At 55.6% G+C, this 3,469-nt stretch carries 4 protein-coding genes and 1 pseudogene; 3 read left to right on the forward strand and 2 right to left on the reverse strand.

Features of this window, described 5'->3' with window-relative positions; genetic code table 11:
- Positions 1 to 83: 83 nt before the first annotated feature.
- The gene (locus RQ738_RS13340; RefSeq protein ID WP_314165799.1) at positions 84 to 605 is read right to left on the reverse strand and encodes a retropepsin-like aspartic protease; all 522 of its coding nucleotides are present in this window, start codon (positions 603 to 605) and stop codon (positions 84 to 86) included.
- Positions 606 to 673: 68 nt separating this feature from the next.
- On the opposite strand from RQ738_RS13340, the pseudogene RQ738_RS13345 reads away from it, so the two are divergent.
- The 3 genes and pseudogenes from RQ738_RS13345 (at position 674) to RQ738_RS13355 (ending at position 2,980) form a co-directional block, all read left to right on the forward strand.
- Positions 674 to 2,214, forward strand: a pseudogene (locus tag RQ738_RS13345) (DUF1538 domain-containing protein).
- 14 nt (positions 2,215 to 2,228) lie between these two features.
- Positions 2,229 to 2,579: a P-II family nitrogen regulator gene (locus RQ738_RS13350; protein ID WP_314165801.1), complete on the forward strand. Its 351-nt coding sequence runs from the start codon at positions 2,229 to 2,231 to the stop codon at positions 2,577 to 2,579.
- Positions 2,576 to 2,980, forward strand: a complete 405-nt coding sequence (locus RQ738_RS13355) for a CBS domain-containing protein (RefSeq protein ID WP_314165802.1) — start codon at positions 2,576 to 2,578, stop codon at positions 2,978 to 2,980. Before RQ738_RS13350 ends, RQ738_RS13355 begins: the two co-directional genes overlap by 4 nt.
- 72 nt (positions 2,981 to 3,052) lie before the next feature.
- Here the strand turns inward: RQ738_RS13355 and RQ738_RS13360 are convergent.
- On the reverse strand, positions 3,053 to 3,469 hold a 417-nt coding region (locus RQ738_RS13360), incomplete at its 5' end, for a GGDEF domain-containing protein (protein WP_314165804.1).

Genomic DNA, 3,469 nt, shown 5'->3' on the forward strand with positions numbered 1-3,469 from the left:
GCGCATCTATCAACCTGGTTACCTTATTTATCCGAAGCTTACGGCTTATCAGGCTTATGTTAACAGGACAGCAGTGATTTAATTTAGTATTGCCGGATCGTCAGTGTATCGCCGTGCTGGCTGAATTCCAGGTGGCGCAGGAAGCTCATTCCCAGTAACAATGCCTCACCCTGCTCGCGCGGATTAATGCTCGCGCGGACATCATGCAATTCGATCTCACCGAGACGCACCGAGTCGAGCCTTGTCAGATAACCGGTGATCACGCCGTTCGCCGTATTGTATTGCTGTCTTGGGCCGCGCTGCAGACCGAGTTTTTCGGCCAGGTCGCCGGGTATGGAGATGTCGCTGGCGCCGGTGTCGAGCAGGAAAGTCACGCGCTCGCCATTGATAAAGCCATCGGCCACGTAATGCCCGGAACGGTTGCGTTGCAGGGTAATGACCCTGCCGCCATCCTTGAGTTGTTGTGTGCTGATAGACTGGTTCGGGTTGTTCTCGCGGGCCTCGAAGCCGGCGAAAATCCAGGCGAGCAGGCCAAGTGCGAGTAACCAGGCCACCGTGGTCATGACCTTGCCTATACCTTGTGTCGGGTGCGGCTGCTTATCCATAAGCTTATGTTAACACCACCCATCTGATGGTGTAAGGTTAGCGTAAACAGGCAGCGGGTCTTTCCTTGATTAATTTACTAAAAAATATTGTGCACGCCTTGCTGGAGAGCCTGCGCGATTTGTTACCGATCATTATCGTGGTCGCGTTTTTTCAATTCATCGTCTTGCAACAACCGATCCCGAATCTTGATCGTATTCTGACGGGCGCCTTGCTGGTGCTTATCGGCTTGACCCTGTTCATCAAGGGACTGGAAATGGGCCTGTTCCCGATCGGTGAAAGTATTGCCTACGCCTTTGCGAAAAAGGGCAGCCCGTCACTCTTGCTGGTATTCGCCTTTGCGCTCGGCTTCGGGACGACTATCGCTGAACCCGCCCTGATTGCCGTCGCCGCCGAGGCCGCCAGGGTGGCTGCCGGTGGGGGGATGATTGCCGAGACTGCCGAGGCCCGGGAAGCCTACGCCTTTGGTCTGCGCATGACCGTCGCCGTCTCAGTCGGCTTTGCGATCGTTATCGGGGTGGTGCGTATTATCCGTGGCTGGCCAATTCAGTATCTGATCATTGCCGGTTATCTCGGTGTTGTTATCATGACGGGCTTTGCGCCAAAGGAAATCATAGGTATCGCCTACGATTCGGGCGGGGTGACTACCTCGACGGTGACCGTGCCGCTGGTAGCCGCACTGGGTGTAGGCCTGGCTTCCAGTATCCGCGGTCGTAACCCGATGATTGATGGCTTTGGTCTCATCGCCTTTGCCTCATTAACGCCGATGATCTTTGTGATGGGCTATGGCATGGCGATAAGCTGATGGAATTACTCAATCACATTTTTCACACCCTGTTACTGACACTGCGTGATGTCCTGCCCATCATTGTCATCATCTTTACCTTCCAGTTTATCGTCTTGCGCAAATCTATTCCGCATCTGAAACAGGTTCTGATCGGCCTGGCCTATGTTGTACTGGGGCTGGGGCTGTTCCTGGTCGGGCTTGAAGAGGCGTTATTCCCGCTCGGCAAGCTTATGGCGGAACAATTGACAGACCCGGCCTTTATCTATGCCGGTATCGACAAGGTCAGTGACGTCTTGCGCTGGCAGGACTATGGTTGGGTGTATGCCTTCGCCGCGGCGATTGGTTTTGCCACCACTATAGCCGAGCCTTCACTCATTGCGGTGGCCATCAAGGCCCGCCAGGTCTCCGCTGGCGCGATTACCGTGTGGGGCCTGCGTATCGCAGTCGCCATCGGGGTCGCCATCGGCATCGCGCTGGGGAGTTATCGTATTGTGAGCGGCACGCCGCTGCACTATTACATCATCGTCGGCTACGTGCTCGTCATTATCCAGACAGTCTTTGCGCCGCGCATGATCATAGCGCTGGCGTATGACTCGGGCGGGGTCACGACCTCAACCGTGACCGTGCCGCTGGTCGCCGCCCTGGGCCTGGGGCTGGCGGCGACAGTGCCCGGGCGGAGCCCCTTGCTGGACGGCTTTGGCCTGATTGCCTTTGCCAGCCTGTTCCCGATCATGAGCGTGATGGGCTATGCGCAAATCAGTGAATGGCGATACAAACGTGATGTAAAAGGAAAACAACGCGAACAACAACTCAAGGACGAATAAAGGAGGGCATTACCATGCATTTCAAATTGCTGATTGCCTTGGTCGAAGATGATAAAACGGACTCAGTCCTGAATGCCGCGCGTAACGCGGGCGCCACGGGGGCAACGGTGATAAGCCAGGCCCGCGGCGAAGGCCTGAAGAAAGCGAAGACCTTCTTTGGTCTGAGCCTGGAAACGCAGCGTGACATGTTATTGTTTCTTGTTGAGGAACACATGAGCCGCAGCATTCTTGAAACTATCTCTGCGATCGGGGAGTTTGATAACAAGCCGGGTACCGGTATCGCTTTCCAGATTGATGTGGAAGACGCGGTGGGTATCGGCCAGCAGATTCGTGAATTAACGGGAGTGGTGGAGGAAAAACTATGACCAGGAACATACTGATTCGGGTACGCGATGTAATGAAGACCAACTATGATCTGGTTGACGGTCTTGTCACGGTCAGTGAGGCGCTGGAGAAAATGCAGCATGTCGACACCAAGTCGCTGATCGTCGACAAGCGTCACGACGATGATGAGTACGGTATTGTGCTGATGTCGGATATTGCGCGCGAGGTGATCGCCAGGAATCGTTCCCCCGAGCGCGTCAACATCTATGAAATCATGTCCAAGCCGGTTGTCAGTGTCGACCCGCGGATGGATATCCGCTACTGCGCCCGCTTATTCGACAAGTTCGGCCTGTCGCGCGCGCCGGTGGTCGAGGACGGCAAGATTATCGGCGTCGTCAGTTATACCGATATGGTCCTCAAGGGCCTGGCGACACAGATATAAGAGAAGCTTATAAAGCCAAAGCCAGGCGCAGGCCGGAGAAAATATGCCGCTTGATGGCGGCCTGTAAGCTCGTCAGCCAGTTCCCGAACGTTGACCTTTCAGCCGGTACATATGGTCATCCGCATGGCTCAGCAGGGTAGCGGCATCCTCCCCGTCCGCTGGATAACAGGCCACGCCGATACTGCAGGACGGCATTTTGATCCCGCCGAATTCAGTGCCCAACGGCTCGGCCATAACCGCGAGAATCTGCTCCACCTTCCTGAAAACGGTATCCGCCGACTGGATGTCCGTCAACAGCGCAGTGAATTCATCGCCGCCCATCCGGGCCACCGTGTCTGTCTCACGTACGCAGCGTTCCAGCCGTCGAGCGATCGCACAGAGCACACGATCACCCATCGCATGTCCATGGGCGTCATTAATGTACTTGAAGTCATTGATATCCAGAAACAGCAAAGCCAGGCTGTTCTGGTGGCGATGGGCCGCACGCAG

The organism is Sulfuriflexus sp. (assembly GCF_032250955.1).
In the GTDB taxonomy this organism is placed as follows: Bacteria; Pseudomonadota; Gammaproteobacteria; order AKS1; family AKS1; genus Sulfuriflexus.